Source organism: Microbacterium sp. PAMC21962, assembly GCF_019443465.1.
Taxonomy (GTDB): Bacteria; Actinomycetota; Actinomycetes; order Actinomycetales; family Microbacteriaceae; genus Microbacterium; species Microbacterium hominis.
Genome location: NZ_CP080381.1, coordinates 3435977 through 3454977, shown reverse-complemented (window position 1 = coordinate 3454977; position 19001 = coordinate 3435977). Strand labels below are relative to the sequence as shown.

The following is a 19001-nucleotide window of genomic DNA, read 5'->3' as shown; positions in this document are numbered from 1 at the left end:
CCGCACACGCGGCACCCGCGGCGCACGCGCCGCCCCGTCACCGCGGCATCCCGCCGCACCACGTACAGAAAGAGCACCCTGATGACCGTCACCACCCGTTCGCGCCGTCGCACCCGCCTCGCCGCCGGCCTCATCGCCGGCGCAGCCCTCGTCCTCGCCGCCCCGCTGGCCGCGTCCGCGCATGTCCACGTGACCCCCGACGAATCGTCGGCCGGCACGACCACCCGCCTCGCGTTCTCCTTCAGCCACGGCTGCGAGGACTCCCCGACCACCGCCGTGAAGATCACGGTGCCGCAGGGCATCGACGGGGTGAAGCCCGTGCTGGACGGCGCCTGGACGATCTCCCGTGAGCTGAACACCGACGGCATCCCCACGAGCGTCACGTTCACGGCCGTGACCCCCGTCGAGTCGGGCGTCGCGGCATCCGTCGCCCTCGACGTGATCTTCTCCTCCAGCGCCGCGAACACGTCGGTCGCCTTCCCCGTCCTGCAGACCTGCGCGACGGGATCGACCGACTGGTCGGAGGTCGCCGCCGAGGGACAGACCGAGGACGACCTGGCCGCCCCGGCACCGGTCGTCGCGGTCGGCGCCGTCTCCGCGGACGGCGGAGAGCACGGCCATGACGCCTCGACGGCCGAGGAGCACGCCGACGCCGACACGCACGCGTCGACGGATGCCGCGGCACCGGCAGACGCCGATCCCGTCGCCCGCTGGCTGAGCGGAGGGGCCCTGGTCGCGGCGCTCGCGGCCCTCGCCGTGGCCCTCTTCCGACGCCGCGCCTGACCCCCGGTCGGCGCGACCTCTCACCCGCGGCCGGGCGGCGGATTCGACCCCGTTGCCCGGCCGCTCTCAACGAGCCGCGATAGAGGGCACATAGTTTTCACATAACTCCATGCGCGAGCATGGGGGGATCATGACACCCGACATCGAGAGCACCCTGCCCCCGACGCTTCGCCCCGATCAGCCGCCGCAGAGGAGACTGATCGACCTCGTCGATCGCTTCGGCGGAGAGCTGCGCGCCGGAGACGGCGACACCGTGTTGCGCGGGATCACGCTGTCCACCAACGATCTGCGCCCCGGTGAGGCGTTCGTCGCCCTGCCCGGCACCCATCAGCACGGTGCCGAGTTCACGAGCGCGGCGGCCTCCCTCGACGCGGCGGCGATCATCACCGACGAGGAGGGTGCGCGCCTCGTCCGCGATGCGGCGCTGTCTCCCACGCTGCCGGTGGCCGTCTTCCCCGATCCCCGCGGCACCCTCGGTGCCATGTCGGCATGGGTCTACGGCACCGACCGCGACCTGCCGACCCTCCTCGCCGTCACCGGCACGAACGGCAAGACCAGCGTCTCGCACCTGCTGAAAGCGATCCTCGAGCAGATGGGGGTGGTCGCCGGACTGTCGTCCACCGCCGAGCGCCACATCGGCCCCGAGGTGATCACGTCGCGCCTGACCACGCCCGAGGCCAGCGAGTTCCACGCCCTCCTCGCCCTCATGCGCGAGCGCGGCGTCGAGGCCGTGGCCGACGAGGTCAGCGCTCAGGCCCTCGACCGCCACCGCGTGGACGGCATCGTCTTCGACGTCGCGGGCTTCACCAACCTGACCCACGACCACCTGGACGACTTCGGCGACATGGAGACCTACTTCCAGGCCAAGCTCCCCCTGTTCACCCCGGAGCGCAGCCGGAGGGCGGTCGTCAGCCTCGACTCGGAGTACGGGCCGCAGCTGGTCGCCGCCGCGACGGTGCCGACGACGACCATCACGACACCCGCGATCGCGGCCGTGCCGGCATCCGCCGATTGGACCGTGGAGATCTCCGCGGAACGCCAGAACGGCACGACCTTCTCGCTGCGGGGTCCCGGCGGGCAGGCGCTGGAGACGACCGTGCCGGTGATCGGGCGGCACATGGCGTCCAACGCGGGGCTCGCGATCGTCATGCTCGTCGAGGCCGGGTACGAATGGTCGCGGATCCACGCCGCGCTCGACGGTCGCCGCATCGAGGCCGCCGTCCCCGGACGCACGCAGCGCGTCTCCGGGGATGCCGGGCCGGCGGTCTACGTCGACTTCGGGCACTCCCCGGACGCCTTCGACAAGACGCTGGCCGCGGTCCGGAGGGTCACCCCCGGGCGGGTGCTGATGCTGTTCGGCGCCGACGGCGACCGCGACACGACCAAGCGCTTCGACATGGGCCGCACGGCGGCGCTGGGCAGCGACATCCTCATCATCACCGATCACCATCCGCGTCACGAGGATCCGGACCAGATCCGCGCGGCGCTGCTGACGGGGGCCCGGGCGGCGATGTCCCGCGCCGAGATCCTGGAGATCTCCCCGCCCGAGCGCGCGATCGTCGAGGCCGTGAGCCGGGTCGGCGACGGCGACGCGATCCTCTGGGCGGGACCCGGCCACCAGGACTACCGCGACATCCGCGGCGTCCGCACGCCGTACTCGGCGCGCGAGCTCGCCCGCCGAGCGCTCGACGCGGCGGGCTGGCCCGCCCCCGCACCGACGTGGACGGTACCCTACCCCGCCGACTCCATCACACCATCGGACCCCACGCGGCCGTTCTGAGCTCCGCTCGGGCTCTCTCGCGAGGCGCTTCCCCTTTGTGGCCTGACCACATTGCGGGCGGCGCCTCGCGCGCTTCTCCTGTCGACTTCCTCCACAGTCCCGTTGTGGTCTGACCACAGGTCGTATGCTGGGGTCACGACCCGACCACGGATGGGTGGACGGGCCGCTCCCACGAGGATCTGAGGAAGCGAATCATGACCACCGTCACCCCCTCCGCACAGGACACGCAGCCCGCCGCCTGGAACGGTTTCACCGCCGGCCCCTGGCAGGACGCGATCGACGTGCGCGACTTCATCCAGCGCAATTACACGCCCTACCTCGGGGACGCCTCGTTCCTGACGGGAGCGACGGCGCGCACCACCCGGGTCTGGGACACGCTGTCGGCGATGTTCCCCGTCGAGCGTGAGAAGGGCATCTACGACGTCGACGCGCACACGCCCGCCGGCATCACGGCCCACGGTCCCGGCTACATCGCGAAGGACGACGAGGTCATCGTCGGCCTGCAGACCGACGCGCCGCTCAAGCGCGCCATCATGCCCAACGGCGGATGGCGCATGGTCGAGGGCGCGCTGAACACGTACGGGTACGAGGTCGACGAGACGCTGAAGGAGATCTTCACGACGTACCGCAAGACGCACAATGAGGCGGTCTTCGACGCGTACTCCCCCAACGTCCGCGCCGCCCGCAGCTCGCACGTGATCACCGGACTGCCCGACGCGTACGGCCGCGGACGCATCATCGGCGACTACCGCCGCGTCGCGCTCTACGGCGTGGACCAGCTCATCGCCGCGAAGCAGGTCGACAAGCTCGGGCTCGACACGACGCCGTTCAGCGAGGAGGTCGTCCGCATGCGCGAGGAGCACGCGGAGCAGATCCGCGCGCTCGGCGAGCTGAAGCAGATGGCCGCGTCGTACGGCTACGACATCTCCGGTCCGGCGACGACGGCGCGCGAGGCCGTGCAGTGGCTGTACTTCGGCTACCTCGCCGCCGTGAAGGAGCAGAACGGCGCCGCGATGTCGCTCGGGCGCACCTCGACGTTCCTCGACGTGTTCATCGAGCGCGATCTCGAAGCCGGGCTCATCACCGAGTCCGAGGCCCAGGAGATCATCGACGACTTCGTCATCAAGCTGCGCATCGTCCGCTTCCTGCGCACCCCCGAGTACGACAGCCTCTTCTCGGGCGACCCGACATGGGTCACCGAGACCATCGGCGGCATGGGCGAGGACGGGCGCCCGCTCGTCACGAAGAACTCCTTCCGCTTCCTCCAGACGCTCTACAACCTGGGCCCGGCCCCCGAGCCCAACATGACCGTGTTCTGGAGCCCCGAGCTGCCGCAGGGGTTCAAGGACTACTGCGCCCGCGTGTCGATCGACACCTCGGCCGTGCAGTACGAGTCCGACGAGATCATCCGCCCGGCGTGGGGGGATGACGCGGCCATCGCGTGCTGCGTGAGCCCCATGCGCGTCGGCAAGCAGATGCAGTTCTTCGGCGCCCGCGTGAACCTCGCCAAGACGCTCCTGTACGCGATCAACGGCGGACGCGACGAGGTGACCGGCAAGCAGGTCTCGCCGGTCGCGGCGCCCGTCGGCGACGGCCCCCTCGACTTCGACGACGTCATGGAACGCTTCGACAAGACGATGGACTGGCTGGCCGAGACGTACGTGGAGGCCCTCAACTGCATCCACTGGTCGCACGACAAGTACGCGTACGAGCGGATCGAGATGGCCCTGCACGACAAGGACGTGCTGCGCACGATGGCCTGCGGCATCGCCGGACTCTCGGTCGCGGCGGACTCGCTGGCGGCGATCAAGTACGCCACGGTGACCCCCGTCCGCGACGAGCGCGGCATCGTCGTCGACTACCTCACCGAGGGTGACTTCCCGAGCTACGGCAACGACGACGACCGGGCCGACCAGATCGCCGTCGGCCTCGTGGAGAGCTTCATGTCGAAGATCCGCCGTCACCCGATGTACCGGGGCGCCCTGCCCACGCAGTCGGTGCTCACGATCACCTCGAACGTCGTCTACGGCAAGGCGACGGGCAACACGCCCGACGGTCGCCGCGCCGGCGAGCCGTTCGCCCCGGGCGCCAACCCGATGAACGGTCGCGACACGCACGGCATGCTGGCGTCGGCACTGTCGGTCGCCAAGATCCCGTACGCGCAGGCGCAGGACGGCATCTCGCTGACCAACACGGTCGTGCCGAGCGGGCTGGGACGCACGACGGACGAGCAGGTGCGCAACCTGGCGGGCCTCCTCGACGCCTACGTCGGCTCGCACGGCTACCACATGAACGTCAACGTGCTGAACCGCGAGACGCTCGAGGACGCCATGGAGCACCCGGAGAACTACCCGCAGCTGACCATCCGGGTCTCCGGCTACGCCGTCAACTTCGTGCGCCTCACCCGTGAGCAGCAGTTGGACGTCCTGTCGCGGACCTTCCACGGCTCGATGTGACCCCGAGAGAAGCTGAGGACCATGGCCAGGGCGATGCTCCGCCACCCGTGCAACACGGTACCGGCCTCCCTCCCCGATGACGCGGTGCGCCTGGAGGTCCCCCTCCAGGCGCCCGCCCATCGGCGCACGGGCGCCGGCGTCGACGGACTCGAGGTCTCCGACGTCGACCGTCACGAACGCCTCACGGCGATGCGCGAGGGCCGCCTCGGCTCCGTGCACTCGTGGGAGCTGGTCACGGCGGTCGACGGACCGGGGACGAGACTGACCACGTTCCTCAGCGGATGCCCGCTGCAGTGCCTGTACTGCCACAACCCCGACACGCTCGCGATGAAGGACGGCCAGCCCGTCACGAGCGATGAGCTGCTGGCCCGCATCTCCCGGTACACCGCGGTCTTCCGCGCCACCGGCGGCGGCATCACCCTCTCCGGCGGAGAGGTGCTCATGCAGCCCGCCTTCGCCGCACGGATCCTCCGTGGCGCGAAGGAGCGCGGCATCCACACGGCGATCGACACCTCCGGCTACCTCGGCGCGGCGGCGTCGGACGCGATGCTGGACGACGTCGATCTCGTCCTGCTCGACGTGAAGAGCGGCGACCCGCAGGCCTACCGGGAGATCACCGGTCGCGATCTCGAACCGACCCTCGCCTTCGGTCGGCGCCTGGCCACCCGCCCCGAGGGCCCCGAGATCTGGATCCGGTACGTCCTCGTGCCGGGCCTGACGGACGACGTCGAGGGCATCGAAGCGGTCGCGGCCTACGCGGCATCCCTCAACGAGATCCGACCCGGCGCCGTGACGCGCGTCGAAGTGCTGCCGTTCCACCAGATGGGCCGCGACAAGTGGGACGCCCTCGGCCGCGAGTACCGTCTCGCCGACACCGAGCCGCCCTCCGTCGCCCTCGTGGAACGGGTGCGCGCGCAGTTCCGCGCGCACGGCCTGGTGACCTACTGACGTCGGCTCGTCTCGCGAACGCGGACCGCTGCTTCCCCTCCGCGGCCGCGCGGCCGGGTCATCGACGACCGGGCCCCGGACCGGACCGCTCTCCCCCATCCCCTGTGGGCGGTCCGGTCCTCTTCTCCGCCCGGGCGCACGGCCGGGGCGGCGACCTCACGCGGAGGCGATGATCCGGTCGGCGCTCCTGCGCGCCCACGCCTCCGCCTCGGTCAGGGCGTCGCGCGACAGCATCGACGGCGCCTCGTGCGCCTCCACGGTCCGTCGCACGGTGTCGAGGATGCCGGGAAACGAGAGCCGCCCCTCGTGGAACGCGTCGACGGCCTGCTCGTTGGCCGCGTTGAACACGGCCGGATACGTCGCACCGGCGCGGCCGACGCTCTTGGCGAGCGCGACGGCGGGGAACGCGTCCTCGTCGAGCGGTTCGAACGTCCACGAGCCGGCACGCGTCCAGTCCAGCGGCACGCCGACGCCGCCGACCCGGTGCGGCCAGTCCAGGCCGAGCGAGATCGGCAGGCGCATGTCGGGCGGAGACGCCTGCGCGATCGTCGATCCGTCCACGAACTCGACCATCGAGTGGACGATCGACTGCGGATGCACGACGACGTCGATGGCGTCGTAGTCGATGCCGAACAGCAGGTGCGCCTCGATGACCTCCAGGCCCTTGTTGACCAGCGTCGCGGAGTTCGTCGTCACGACGCGGCCCATGTCCCAGGTGGGATGCGCCAGCGCCTGCGCCGGGGTGACGTCGGCGAGGTCGGCGCGGCTGCGACCGCGGAACGGACCGCCCGAGGCGGTCAGCACGAGCCGGCGCACCTCGTCCGCCGCGCCGGCGCGCAACGCCTGCGCGATCGCCGAGTGCTCCGAGTCGACCGGGACGATCTGCCCGGGAGCCGCCCGCGCGGTGACGAGCTCGCCGCCGACGATGAGGGACTCCTTGTTGGCGAGCGCGAGCGTGCGCCCGCACTCCAGCGCCGCGAGAGTGGGACCCAGCCCGACGGATCCGGTGATGCCGTTGAGCACGACATCGGCATCCACGTCGCGGACGAGCTGCTCGGCCTCGACCGCGCCGAGCGCGGTGTGCTCCACACCGAACTCCGCCGCCTGCGCGGCGAGCGCGTCGGCGCTGCTGCCGGCCGCGAGCCCGACGACCTCGAACCTGTCGCGCCGTCCGCGGATCACGTCCAGCGCCTGCGTGCCGATCGAGCCGGTGGAGCCGAGAATCAGGATGCGGCGCATCCCGTCAGCCTACCGGCGACCGATCGGGGCTACTGGTTCTGCGAGGTCTGCGCGCCGAGGATGTCGACGACGAACACGAGCGTCTCGCCCTTCAGGTCGGTCGTGTTGATCTCGCCCTCGCCGTACCCGTCGGCGGGGGTCATCACGACCAGCACCTGCGAGCCGACGGTCTGACCCTCGAGCGCCTTGCGGAAGCCCTCGACGACCCCCGTCGTGCTGAAGCTCGTGGGGACACCGCCCTTGTCCCAGGTGGAGTCGAAGGTCTCGCCGTTCGACCAGCGCACGCCGGTGTACTGCACCAGCACCTGGTCGCCGCTCTGCACGGTCGCGCCGTCGCCCTTCTTGAGCGTCGCGATCTGCGTCTCGGCCGGCGGGTTCCCGCCCGGCAGCGTGATCGTGGGGGCGCCGTTGTCGGCCAGCGCGACGGTGGGCATGCCCGCGACGGGCTCCTGGGAGGCCCCCCACGCGGCGCTCGGCACCACCGAGAGCAGATCGACGACGTAGACCTGTGCCGCGCCCTGCTCGCTGGCCGGGAAGGTCGCGACGACGCGCTCGCCCGGCGCGCCGCAGCCGAGCACCTGGCCGAGCGGGCTCGACGCGGAGATCTGGGCGGGCAGCAGCTGACCGGCCTGGTAGCCGATGTCGCCCATCTTCTCGCCGGTCTCGGCGTCGTAGGCGGTCATCGCGTAGGAGATGAAGTCGCCCGCGGCGACGGGGGTCCCGGTGCCCTTGTCGATGGTCTTCGCCTCGAGCTTGTCGATCTGCAGCGGGGCGGTGAAGGACAGGGTCGGAGACGTACCCGCGTCTCCGCTGACGGTGACCGCGTCGACCGCGGTGCCGGCGGCGACCTGGGCCGAGCAGAGGTCGGCCGCAGCGTCGGCGCTGGGGCTCTGCGTGGCGGCGTCGCCGCCCGAACCGGAGCATCCCACGAGAAGGACGGCCGAGACGGCGGCGATGGACAGAGCGGCGAGCGGGCGCAGGCGCACGATGAGGACCTCACAGATGGGAGACGGGACCCGCCCATCCTCTCGCACTTTGTTCTGTGCGCGCTGGGAGATCGTCGGCGAGCCCTGGCGGGGCATGCGTGATCGGGCATGCGATCGGGAGTACCCTCGTCTGGTGACATCCGCCGAGCCCGCCCCCGACGCCGCCGGCGAACAGGCGCCGCCCGAGACGGGCCCCCACGACGTGACCGGCATCGGCCCGACCTACGTCATCGGCCGCTGGGTCGTGGCGCCGCTCGCCCGCCTCGTGTACCGGCCGCACATCGAGGGCCGCAAGAACTTCCCCCGCAAGGGCGCGGTCATCATCGCGAGCAACCACCTGTCGTTCATCGACTCCTTCGTCATCCCGATGGCCGCCCCGCGCCCCGTGCGGTTCCTCGCGAAGTCGAGCTACTTCGACGGCACCGGGATCAAGGGATGGTTCTCGCGGCAGTTCTTCTACGCCGTCGGCGCGTTCCCCGTCCAGCGCGGCGCGGGACAGGCCGCCCTGGACGCCCTGGATCAGCAGCGCCGCATGCTCGAGGAGGGCTGGTCGACCGCGCTGTACCCGGAGGGCACCCGCTCGCTGGACGGACGCCTCTACAAGGGCCGCACGGGCGTCGCCTTCCTCGCCCTGCAGACCGGAGCGCCCGTCATCCCCGTCGGCCTCGTCGGCACCAACGAGATCATGCCGGTCGGCGCGAAGTTCCCGCGTCTGCGGCCGCGGGTGACCGTGCGCTTCGGCGAGCCGCTCGATCTGTCGCACCACGGCTCGGCCGACTCGGGCCGCGCCCGACGGCAGGCCACCGACGAGATCATGGCGGCCATCCACGCCCTCTCCGGCCAGGAGCTGGCGGGTGCCTACAACGAGGCTCCCGCGTCGAATCCCGTCGAGCGGCTCAAGCAGGTCCTGCCCCACGAGCGTCGCTGACACCCGCGACGACGACCACGGCCTCGTGCCGCACGGGGAAGTTGACGGAGTTCGCGATGAAGCACCACTCGCGCGCCTGCGCGTGGGCTGCCTCGGCGGCGGCGACCATGGATGCCGCGGCCACCTCGACCCGGGGGTGCAGGGTCACCTCGGAGAACGACCCCCCGCCGCGGCCGTCCTCCGTCATCAGGCCGGTGGCGCTGTCTTCGTAGGACACGACGACGACGCCGGCCTGGACGCACGCGTGCAGGTACGACAGCAAATGGCATTCGGACAGCGCCGCCAGCAGCAGGTCCTCGGGGTTCCACTTCGCCGGGTCGCCGCGGAACGGCCGGTCGCTCGAGGCGTCGAGGGCGGGTTTGCCGTCGACCGAGATCGTGACCGAGCGGTCGTAGTCCCGGTATCCGCTCGTGCCGGTGCCCCGGTTGCCGGTCCACCTGCTGTGCAGCGCGTAGCGATGCTCACCGTTCATGCGGCCAGTCTGCCATCCGCGACCGCCGCGGCCGATGCGCGCAGGGAAGTAGGCTCTTCTGCGTGTCAGATCCTCACGCCTCCGCCCGATCGTCCGCGCGCAACGGAACCATCGCGGTCGGCGACGCCGTCGAACTCGCCGTCGTCGAGCGCAGCGGCTTCGTCGAGTCGCGGCACGCGGGCGCGGCGATCGTGCTCGACGCGGAAGGCGTCGTCCGGCTGAGCCTCGGCGACGTCGAGGCGCCCATCCTGCCGCGCTCGAGCATGAAGCCGCTGCAGGCCCTGGGCTGCCTGACGGCGGGCGTGACGCTGGAGGGCGAGCAGCTCGCGCTTTCGACGGCGAGCCACAGCGGCACCGACCGGCACGCCGCGGTGGTCCGGGAGATCCTGGGACGGGCCGGCCTCGGCGAGGACAGCCTGCAGTGCCCTCCGGCATGGCCCGGCGACACCGCGACGCGCGACGAGCTCGTGCGCGAGCTCGGCCAGCCCGAACGGGTGCGGATGAACTGCTCGGGCAAGCACGCGACGATGCTGCTGGCCTGCACCGCGAACGGGTGGGACCCGGGCAGCTACCTCGACCCGCAGCATCCGCTTCAGGTGCACATCCGTGAGGTGATCGAGCGCCTGACGGGCACGAAGGTGTCGACCATGGCCATCGACGGGTGCGGGGCGCCGGTGTACGCCATGAGCCTGACCGCCCTGGCGCGCGCGGCGCACCGGATCGGCACGGCGTCGGAGCGATCCCCGTTCGCGCTGCATCGCCAGGCCGGCGCGCTCGTGCGCGCGGTGCGGGAGAACCCGTGGGCGATCGACGGCCCGGGGCGGCCCGACACGATCGCGATCGAGCGCCTCGGAGTGTTCGCCAAGGGCGGCGCCGAGGGTGTCATGATCATGACGGCTCCCGACGGCACGACCGTCGCGCTCAAGACCCTCGACGGCAGCGGTCGGGTGGCGACCGCGGTGGCCCTCTCACTGCTCGCCCGCGTCGGTGCCCTGACCGCGGAGGACGCCGCCGCCACGATGGCGCAGCTCCCCCTCGAGGTCACCGGCGGGGGCCGCGAGGTGGGACGCATCCGCCCGACCGTCTGATCGGCGCCCCGGCGGCAGGCGGACCCGCACGCACTCCCGTCCGGGAACGACCCGCCACGCGCGCCCGGCCGCGGACGCGGCGAACGGCGGCAGCTCTCGCCGACCCGTCACGGCGCGGAACTCGGGGAGACACTCCGCGCCGATCAGCAGCTCGTGCGCCGACCTGACGCGCGCCAGCAGACGCCATTGCGCGAGCCACTCGTCGGCGGCGCCGTGGACGACCAGGGTCTCGCGCGGGGCACCCGGCGGCGGCGCCGCCGGGTCGATCAGGTCGGATGCGGCCGCCTCCGCGACGGTCAGCAGACGCGCTCCGCGGGCGGCGCAGGCCGCGGCGAGGCCGCGCGGGTCGGCGCCCGGACCCGCCACGACGGCGGTGACACCGCCGACGGCGCCCGCCGGTGACCACACGGGCGGCGCGGGGCCCGGCGCGGGCATCTCCGGCGCGTCGGTGTGGGCGAACTGGACGAGGAGCCGGCCCCAGCGTCCGCGCCCCACCGGCTGATCGGGAAGGAAGTGGGCGGAGTCGCCGCCGGCGGCGACGTGGTCGGCGCGCGTCGCGAGCGACAGCAGGGCGCGATGCGGGAGGAGCTCGATGATGCGCGCCGAAGGGCCCGAGATCCGGGCCGCGGAGACGACGACGAGCCGGTCCGCCCGGCGCGCGTCACGGACGATGCGCTCCAGACGGGCGACGAACTCGACGGCGTACTCGGCGGAGAACCGGCCGACGAGGGCGTCGACGTCGTCGATCAGCACGGCGCCGCCGGTCGCGGAGCGCAGCAGAGCGTCGACCGCGTCCCACGCGCCCTCCGCGTCTGCCGGAACCCACAGCGGAGCGACGCGAAGCTGGCGCGCGACCGTCTGGAGCACTCCCGTGCGCCCGCTGGCGGCGGCCCCGACGACGGCGAGACCCGCGGCATCCTCGGGGAGGACCACCGCCTCCTGACGCTGCCGGTCCGGCTCGTCCGCGAGCCCCAGGACGATCCGTCCCGGGCGGGTGATCCGTTCGAGAGGCACGGATGCCGCGAGCGGCGGAAGCCAGGGCGCCCGCGCACGCTGCGCTCCCGCCCCGAGCCGGATCGCCTCCAGGGCGCGCACGGTGCAGCGGGCGACGCGCACGCGCCGCGGCTCATCGTCCGCCGCGCCGCGGATCAGCGCGATCCCCCGCCCCTCCGGGCGCCCCGACAGCCGCACCGCGTCGTCGGTGCCGAGCACGAGGCGGGAGTCGGCCGCATCGGTGGTGCGCAGCGCGATCCGCAGCGGCGCGTTGGCCAGGACGGCGTCGCGGAAGGCGCCGGTCGCCCGCTGCGACGCGAGCACGAGGTGCATCCCGAGCGCCCGCCCGCGCGCCGCCACATCGGCGAAGAGCTCATGCAGCTCGGGATGGGCGTTGATGAGGGCCGCGTACTCGTCGACGACGATGACGAGGCGCGGGAGGGCACCGGCCGCCTCGTCGATGTCCTTCGCCGCGTGCGCGGCGAGCGTCCGCTCCCGATGCCGTATCTCGGCACGAAGGCTCTCCACCGCCCGCACCGCGGCCTGCTCGTCGAGATCGGTGAGCACGCCCGTCACGTGCGGGAGGGCCGCGAGCGCGTCGAATGCGCGCCCTCCCTTGAAGTCCACGAGGAGCAGGGCCACCTCGGTCGCATCACGGCCCCGGCACATGCCGGCTGCCCACGTGCACAGCAGCTCGCTCTTGCCGCTGCCGGTCGTGCCGATCACGACGGCGTGCGGACCGTCGGTCACCAGATCGAGGGAGACGACCTCGCCCGCGCTCACTCCCAGCGGACAGCGCAAGCTGCCCGGACGGGGCTCGTCGACGGCGAGGTCGTCGACGGTGGTCGCCTCGTCCGTGCGGTGTCCGAGGCCGTGCGCCCGCGCCGCGAGCGCCGACGCGATCTCGGCGGCCTGGGCGGCCGAGACGGCCTCGACCTGCACCGAGCGGGTGCTCCCGTCGTGATCCAGCCGCCCCCGGTCTCCCCCGGCGAGCGTGAGCACCGCCGCGCACCGCGGCGGCACGGGATCGTCTTCACCGATCACGACGATGGGGATGTCGGCGCCGGCGGGAACGCGCGCAGCGGCATCCGTCACCACGACGGCCGCCCCCGCCGTCGCGTGGGCGTGGGGCAGCTCGCCGGCGACCGCGAGGACCGTGCTCAGCGCCGCGGGGTCGGCGACCCGCACTCGACCGGGAGGGTGGACCAGGCACACCTGCAGCAGCAGCGCCCGGGCCACGGATGCCGCGAGCACGGCCGGCCCGCGCACGGCGATGCCCGCGTCCAGCGGGATCGTCACGGGCACGTCCTCGATCTCGCGGGCGCGACGGCGCAGCGCACGCGCCGCCTCGTCGGCGGCGTCGCCCTCGATGCGCAGACCGCTGACACCGGCTCCGCGCCCGACCACGAGGCAGCTCTCGCGGCCGGGGACCGCCCGCCAGATCTCGGCGTCGTCGCCGCACAGCGCCGCGACGTCGGGAGTGCGGCCCCACGCGCGCGCACGTTCCTCGGCATGGCGCGTCTCGACCTCGCGGCCGAGGCGGGTCAGCTCGCCGCGCGCGGCGCGACGGGCCGCCTGTCGTGCGCGGCGCGCGGCGCGCAGCCCGTCACCGAAGGAGGCGACGGCCAGCAGCGGTCCGAGCGCCGCGAACCACAGGGCGTACGTCGAGCCCGTCACCCGCCACAGGACGAGTGCGCCGACGACCGGGACGATCGCCGCCAGCACGGGCACCGGTGCGCGCACCGGCGGAGGCGGCACCGACGGCAGGCGGAGGAGATCGTGCTCACGGGCGGCGACATCGCTCATGCCGGCAGTCAACCGGCCCGTGGACAGCGCCGACCGCGGATGTGGACGATCGGTGGAGGGAAGGCGTCAGTCGGCTGCCGGGGAGGAACCCGTGCGGTGGACGTCGAGGACGATGATCGAGATGTTGTCGCGGCCGCCGTTCTCCAGCGCCGCCTCGAGCATGTCGTCGGCCGCCGCACTCGGGTCGTCGTGCTGCAGGAGGAAATGCAGGATGCCGTAGTCCGTGAGTTCCTTGGTGAGCCCGTCGCTGCAGATGACGAAGCGGTCGCCGTCGATGACCTCGAGGCGGACGTAGTCGGGCGCGACGCCGTCGGAGGGGCCCACGGCGCGGGTGATCACATTGCCGTAGGGGTGGTTCTCCGCCTCTTCCGGGCTCAGCCGTCCCGCGGCGATGAGCTCCTGCACGACGGAGTGGTCCGTCGTCACCTGGGCGAGGCCGCCGTCACGGAAGAGGTAGACCCGGGAGTCGCCGATGTTGAGGGTGACCCAGGTCGGCTCGGGCGTCGAGGTGTCGAGGTACACGCCGGTGACGGTCGTGCCCGTCCCGTCGTCGGTCGCATCGGGGTGCGAGGCGATGTCGGCGACGGCCCGTGCGAGCGCCTTCTCGATGCTCTTGGGGGTCACCTCGCCCTTGGCGGCGATCGACTCCAGGCGCGCGACCGCGCTGCTGCTGGCGATCTCCCCACCGATGTGCCCGCCCATGCCGTCGGCGACGACGAAGAGCGGATACTCGGCGAGGACCGCATCCTGATTGACCTCGCGCCGCCGACCGCGGTGGGTCAGTTCCGACCACTGCAGTTCGAGCACACCGTCCGCGAGAGGGATGGTGCGCGAATGGGTCGCGGCTTCGGGCACGGTCCCACTCTAGTGGACGCCTCAGCCCCGCACCCCGCCGACAGGCGCACCGCTCGGCGGAAGGTCGGCGATCCCCTCGTCGTCGACGGGCGCCTCGAACTGCGCGTCATAGAGCCGGCGGTACGCACCGCGCGCGGCGAGCAGCTGCTCGTGGGTGCCCTGCTCGACGATCGAGCCCTCCTCCATCACGAGGATCAGGTCCGCGTCGCGGATGGTCGAGAGCCGATGCGCGATCACGAACGCGGTCCGGTCGGTGCGAAGGCGCGACATCGCCCGCTGGATGAGCAGCTCGGTGCGGGTGTCGACCGAGCTGGTCGCCTCGTCGAGGATGAGGATGCGGGGATCGGCGAGGAAGGCGCGGGCGATGGTGATGAGCTGGCGCTCACCGACCGACAGGTTCGTCGCCTCGTCGTCCAGCACCGTGTCGTAGCCTTCCGGCAGGGCGTGCACGAACCGGTCGACATAGGCGGCCGTGGCCGCCGCGACGATCTCCTCCTCCGACGCCTCCGGACGCCCGTACGCGATGTTCTCGCGGATGGTGCCCGAGAACAGCCACGTGTCCTGGAGCACCATGCCGGTGCGTGCCCGCAGGTCGTCGCGGGTCATCCGCCGGGTGTCGACCCCGTCGAGCGCGATCGCGCCGGCATCCACATCGTAGAAACGCATGATGAGGTTCACGAGCGTGGTCTTGCCCGCACCCGTGGGCCCGACGATCGCGACGGTGCTGCCCGGCTGCGGCTCGAGCGTCAGCCCGTCGATGAGCGGCTTGTCGGCCACGTAGCGGAAGCTCACGTCGTCGAACTCGAGGTGGGCGGCGTCGGCGGGCGCGGTCGCCGCCGGATCGGGATCGGGCTCCTGCTCGGGCTCGTCCAGCAGCTCGAACACGCGCTCGGCGCTGGCGACGCCGGACTGCAGCAGGTTCGCCATCGACCCCAGCTGGCTGAGCGGCTGGGTGAACTGGCGCGAGTACTGGATGAAGGCCTGCACATCGCCGATCGAGAGCAGTCCCGCGGCCACCTGGAGACCGCCGACGACGGCGATGCCGACGTAGACGAGGTTGCCGATGAACATCATCGCGGGCATGATCACGCCGGAGAGGAACTGCGCGCCGAAGCTCGCGCGATACACCTCCTCGTTCTCGACCGCGAAGTCCTGCTCCACCGCCCGCTGGTGCCCGAAGACCTTCACGACGGCGTGGCCCGAGAAGGTCTCCTCGACGCGTGCGTTCAGGATGCCGGTGGCCTTCCACTGGGCCACGAAGAGCTTCTGCGAACGGCGGGCCACCAGCACGGTGACCAGGACGGTCAGCGGGATCGTGACGAGCGCGATGACGGCGAGCAGCGGCGAGATCACGAACATCATCACCAGCACGCCCACCACGGTGAGCAGCGACATGATGACCTGCGACAGCGTCTGCTGCATCGTCTGGCCGATGTTGTCGACGTCGTTCGTCACGCGGCTGAGGAGCTCTCCGCGCTGCACGCCGTCGAAGTACGACAGGGGCAGGCGGTGGATCTTCTCCTCCACGCGGACACGCAGCCGGTGCATCGCACGCTGGACGATGCCGTTGAGCAGGCGGGCTTGGAGCCAGTTGAAGACCGCCGCGAACACGTAGATCGCGAGGACGGCGAGCAGGATGGTGCCGAGCCGGCCCATGTCGATGCCGGCGCCGGGCGTGAAGTCCATCGCGGAGAGCATGTCGGCCTGCTGCTGATTGCCGCTGGCGACGAGCTGGTCGATGACCTGCTGCTTGGTCGCCCCGGCCGGCACCTGCATCGAGATGAATCCGGCGAACACGACGTTCGTGCCCTCGCCGAGGATCTTCGGTCCGAGCACCGAGAGCCCCACCGACAGCACACCCAGGATCAGGACGACCACGAGCTTCGCGTTGTCCACGCGCAGGGTGGCGAGCAGGCGACGCGCGCTCGGGCCGAAGTTCTGCGCCTTCTGCACCGGCGCGCCCCCGGCCATCGGGCCGCCGCGCGGGCCGCGGGGCCCCGGGCCGCTCACGATGCCTCCTGCGCGGCGAGCTGCGACTCGACGATCTCGCGGTAGGTCTCGCTGGTCTCCAGGAGCTCCTCGTGCGCGCCGATGCCGACCATGCGACCGTGGTCGAGGACGATGATCTGGTCGGCGCTCTGGATCGTCGAGACGCGCTGGGCGACGACGATGCGCGTGGCGCCGGGCAGATGCATGTCCAGTGCTCGGCGCAGCGCCGCGTCGGTCTGCAGGTCGAGCGCCGAGAACGAGTCGTCGAAGATGTAGATCTCCGGCTGCTTGGCGAGCGCACGGGCGATCGCGAGGCGTTGACGTTGGCCGCCGGAGACGTTCGTGCCGCCCTGCGCGATCTGGGCCTCAAGTCCTCCCGGGAGCGCCGTCACGAAGTCCTTCGCCTGGGCGAGCTCCAGCGCCCGCCACAGCTGTTCGTCGGTGGCGTCCTCGTCGCCGTAGCGGAGGTTGGAGGCGACGGTGCCCGCGAACAGGAACGCCCGCTGCGGCACCAGCCCCACCCGCTCCCAGAGATCATCCGGATCCATCGTGCGCACGTCCACCCCGTCGACCGTGAGACTGCCCCCGGTCACGTCGAAGAGGCGCGCGATGAGCCCGACGAGCGTGGACTTGCCCGACCCGGTCGAGCCGATGATCGCGGTGGTGGTGCCCGGCTCGGCCTGGAAGCTGATGCCCTGCAGCACCGGCGCCTCGGCACCGGGGTAGGTGAACTCCACGTCGTCGAACACGACCCGGCCGCCACCGCGCGCGGCCGGCACCGGCGTCTGCGGGGCACGGACCGAGGGCTCGGTGTCCAGCACGGCGCCGATGCGGTCGGCGCACACCGCCGCGCGCGGGATCATCACGAACATGAAGGTCGCCATCATGACGCCCATGAGGATCTGCATCATGTAGCTCAGGAACGCGAAGAGCGTGCCGATCTGCACGCCGTTGTCCTGCACCTCCGCAGCGCCGAACCAGATGATGGCGACGGAGGAGAGGTTCATCACGAGCATGACCGCGGGGAACATCAGCGCCATCAGGTTGCCGGCGCGAAGCGCCGTCTCCATGACGTCTTCGCTCGCGCGGGTGAACCGGGCGCGCTCCTCGTCCTCGCGCACGAAGGCGCGGACCACGCGGATGCCGGTGAGCTGCTCGCGCATGATCTGGTTGATCCGGTCGATGCGGGCCTGCATCTTGGTGAAGGCCGGCACCATCCGCACCACGATGAGCGACACGATCACCAGGAGCACGGGGACCGACACCGCGACGAGCCAGGACAGCCCGGCATCCTGTCGCACCGCCATGACGATGCCGCCGATCGCCAGCATGGGAGCGGCCACCATGACCGTCGCCGACATCTGCACGAGCATCTGCACCTGCTGCACGTCGTTGGTGTTGCGGGTGATCAGCGACGGCGCGCCGAACTGGCCCACCTCCCGCTGCGAGAAGGCCACCACGCGATGGAACAGGTCCGCGCGCAGCGCCCGGCCGAGTCCCATCGCGAGCCGCGACCCGAAGTACACGGCGATGAGCGAGCACACGATCTGCACCAGGCTCACGCCGAGCATGACGCCGCCGGTCTGCCAGATGTAGCCGATGTCGCCGGTGATGACACCTTTGTCGATGATGTCGGCGTTGAGCGTGGGCAGCAGCAGCGAGGCGACCGACTGGCCGAGCTGGAAGACGACGACCAGCACGAGCAGCGGCCATGACGGTGCGATGTAGCGCACCAGGATCCTGCCGAGCACGGCACCACCTTCCCGCGCCCCACGAGATGAGCGTGAGATGAGCGCGAGACGACGCTACGCCCGCGCGCCGTCCACGCTCAACCGCCCGGGTGCGCTGTGAGCGAACCCGGGCGGTCGAGATGAGAAGGTGCGATCAGGAGCGCGGCGGCTCCGGAGCCGCGGGGGGCTCCGTCGTCGGAGGCTCGGGCGCCGCGGGCGGCTGCGTGGCCGCGGGCGGCTGGTACGTGGGCGGCGCCGGCGGCTGGTATCCCGCGGGCGGTGCCGGCGGCTGATACCCGGCCGGAGCGGCGCCGGCGGCCTGGACGGGAACGCCCTGCCACACGGTGCGGTCGGCGAGGAAGCCGTTCGCGGCCCACGGTGCCGGTGCGACGCTCGGGTTCCAGCGCGACTTGTCGAACGCGAGGATGCCGAGCCAGACGATGCCGAGGAGCACGTAGAGGATGACCCAGGGGGTCTCCTTCTGGAGCTTGAGGCCGACGCGCCACGCGGCCAGCGCCCCGACGACGATGGGGAGCAGGGCGATGATCCATCCGAGGACGGGGATCTGGCTCAGCAGGCCCGACGCCAGGATGGCCCCGAGCATCACCCACGGGCTGACGTCGCCGAGCTTGGCGAACACCATGAAGTTGTAGATCGGGACCCAGGCGCGCCACTTGCCCTGGACACCGGCCTTGTCGAAGATCTTCATCAAGAAGAAAGCGCTGATCACGTAGCCGATCACCGCGAAGATGAAGATGAAGAATGCGAGCGCGATCAGGGCAGCCGCAGCCGCAGCCGCGCTGCCTCCCGAGTAGTCATCCATGAAAACCTCCCCCGGCGAGTCTCGCCGTCGAGCACGACCACCCTGGCCCGCTCGGCTCACATCGTATTGGTAGTGCCCCGACGAGCGCGACGTCTGTTGCGGTGGGTCTTCCCGGGGCGGTCGCG

The 19001-nt window shown here is 71.8% G+C and carries 14 protein-coding genes; 6 read left to right on the top strand and 8 right to left on the bottom strand.

What is annotated here, in order from left to right; translation table 11 throughout:
* Nucleotides 1-81: 81 nt before the first annotated feature.
* The 4 genes from KY498_RS16175 to pflA all read left to right on the top strand — a co-directional run bounded on the left by KY498_RS16175 (nt 82) and on the right by pflA (nt 5967).
* Nucleotides 82-783, top strand: a complete 702-nt coding sequence (locus tag KY498_RS16175; RefSeq protein WP_191008818.1) for a DUF1775 domain-containing protein — start codon at nt 82-84, stop codon at nt 781-783.
* Between the two features lie 130 nt (nt 784-913).
* Entirely contained in the window at nt 914-2563 is a 1650-nt protein-coding gene (locus tag KY498_RS16170; protein WP_191008819.1) for a Mur ligase family protein, read from the top strand.
* Between the two features lie 194 nt (nt 2564-2757).
* Nucleotides 2758-5019: a formate C-acetyltransferase gene (gene pflB / locus KY498_RS16165; RefSeq protein ID WP_101306617.1), complete on the top strand. Its 2262-nt coding sequence runs from the start codon at nt 2758-2760 to the stop codon at nt 5017-5019.
* Between the two features lie 21 nt (nt 5020-5040).
* Nucleotides 5041-5967 carry a pyruvate formate-lyase-activating protein gene (gene pflA / locus KY498_RS16160; protein ID WP_060960499.1) on the top strand — a complete coding sequence of 309 codons (927 nt, stop codon included), beginning with the start codon at nt 5041-5043 and terminating at the stop codon, nt 5965-5967.
* 156 nt (nt 5968-6123) lie between these two features.
* Here pflA and dxr read toward each other — a convergent pair whose 3' ends face one another.
* Together dxr and KY498_RS16150 are read right to left on the bottom strand one after the other, a co-directional pair.
* Nucleotides 6124-7206: a 1-deoxy-D-xylulose-5-phosphate reductoisomerase gene (dxr, locus tag KY498_RS16155; protein ID WP_060960500.1), complete on the bottom strand. Its 1083-nt coding sequence runs from the start codon at nt 7204-7206 to the stop codon at nt 6124-6126.
* Nucleotides 7207-7235: 29 nt separating this feature from the next.
* Complete coding sequence (locus tag KY498_RS16150) at nt 7236-8192, bottom strand: FKBP-type peptidyl-prolyl cis-trans isomerase (protein ID WP_061782506.1); 957 nt, start codon at nt 8190-8192, stop codon at nt 7236-7238.
* A gap of 94 nt (nt 8193-8286) precedes the next feature.
* On the opposite strand from KY498_RS16150, the gene KY498_RS16145 reads away from it, so the two are divergent.
* The gene (locus tag KY498_RS16145; RefSeq protein ID WP_191008820.1) at nt 8287-9120 is read left to right on the top strand and encodes a 1-acyl-sn-glycerol-3-phosphate acyltransferase; all 834 of its coding nucleotides are present in this window, start codon (nt 8287-8289) and stop codon (nt 9118-9120) included.
* Here KY498_RS16145 and KY498_RS16140 read toward each other — a convergent pair.
* Entirely contained in the window at nt 9089-9592 is a 504-nt protein-coding gene (locus KY498_RS16140) for an OsmC family protein (protein WP_191008821.1), read from the bottom strand. The genes KY498_RS16145 and KY498_RS16140 overlap by 32 nt on opposite strands.
* Before the next feature lie 62 nt (nt 9593-9654).
* Here KY498_RS16140 and KY498_RS16135 point away from each other — a divergent pair, with 62 nt between their 5' ends.
* A complete protein-coding gene (locus tag KY498_RS16135) occupies nt 9655-10680 on the top strand; it encodes an asparaginase (RefSeq protein WP_191008822.1) in 1026 nt (341 codons plus the stop codon).
* Here the strand turns inward: KY498_RS16135 and KY498_RS16130 are convergent.
* The 5 genes from KY498_RS16130 to KY498_RS16110 form a co-directional block, all read right to left on the bottom strand.
* Nucleotides 10561-13479, bottom strand: coding sequence for an FtsK/SpoIIIE domain-containing protein (locus tag KY498_RS16130; protein ID WP_191008823.1), 2919 nt, complete (start codon nt 13477-13479; stop codon nt 10561-10563). The two genes, KY498_RS16135 and KY498_RS16130, sit on opposite strands and share 120 nt — an antisense overlap.
* A gap of 66 nt (nt 13480-13545) precedes the next feature.
* On the bottom strand, nt 13546-14334 hold the full coding sequence (locus KY498_RS16125) for a PP2C family serine/threonine-protein phosphatase (RefSeq protein ID WP_101306622.1): 789 nt from the start codon (nt 14332-14334) through the stop codon (nt 13546-13548).
* Between the two features lie 21 nt (nt 14335-14355).
* The gene (locus KY498_RS16120) at nt 14356-16305 is read right to left on the bottom strand and encodes an ABC transporter ATP-binding protein (RefSeq protein ID WP_191009558.1); all 1950 of its coding nucleotides are present in this window, start codon (nt 16303-16305) and stop codon (nt 14356-14358) included.
* Between the two features lie 35 nt (nt 16306-16340).
* A complete protein-coding gene (locus KY498_RS16115; RefSeq protein ID WP_101306623.1) occupies nt 16341-18074 on the bottom strand; it encodes an ABC transporter ATP-binding protein in 1734 nt (577 codons plus the stop codon).
* A gap of 133 nt (nt 18075-18207) precedes the next feature.
* Complete coding sequence (locus KY498_RS16110; RefSeq protein ID WP_191008824.1) at nt 18208-18876, bottom strand: DUF5684 domain-containing protein; 669 nt, start codon at nt 18874-18876, stop codon at nt 18208-18210.
* Nucleotides 18877-19001: the final 125 nt, after the last annotated feature.